The following is a 325-nucleotide window of genomic DNA, read 5'->3' as shown; positions in this document are numbered from 1 at the left end:
AATAATCCTGATAAAATGCTTGGATACTGGCATAATTACAGAGCTAAACTACGTAATAATGGACCAGTAGATAAAGACATTACACGGCTGAAAGTGTACGACAGAGATCAAGGCATCTGTAAGCTGTGCAATGCACCGTGTGAGTGGGAGGAGTCATCAATAGACCACAGAATCCCCATAAGCAAAGGAGGTACGCATACCTGGGGTAATGTCCAGAATGCGCACAGAAAATGCAATGTCCGTAAATCCAATAACCTGGAGGATTGAATGTACACAATTACAAAAACTTACGGCAATGAACAAGGTTTGTCGGCTACTTTTAGGC

The 325-nt window shown here is 42.2% G+C and carries 1 protein-coding gene; it reads left to right on the top strand.

Features of this window, described 5'->3' with window-relative positions; translation table 11 throughout:
• Positions 1 to 15: 15 nt before the first annotated feature.
• Positions 16 to 267: an HNH endonuclease gene (locus VJI94_RS08980; RefSeq protein ID WP_416383678.1), complete on the top strand. Its 252-nt coding sequence runs from the start codon at positions 16 to 18 to the stop codon at positions 265 to 267.
• Positions 268 to 325: the final 58 nt, after the last annotated feature.

Origin of the sequence: Parvimonas sp. D9 (genome assembly GCF_035282565.1) — a bacterium.
In the GTDB taxonomy this organism is placed as follows: domain Bacteria; phylum Bacillota; class Clostridia; order Tissierellales; family Peptoniphilaceae; genus Parvimonas; species Parvimonas micra.
Note: the sequence above shows the minus strand (reverse complement) of the source record. Positions and strands in the feature narration are given on the sequence as shown.

Excerpts from the sequence above, each read along its gene's own strand:
- VJI94_RS08980 (WP_416383678.1), top strand. The coding sequence starts at position 16 with ATGCTTGGATACTGGCATAATTACAGAGCTAAACTACGTAATAATGGA.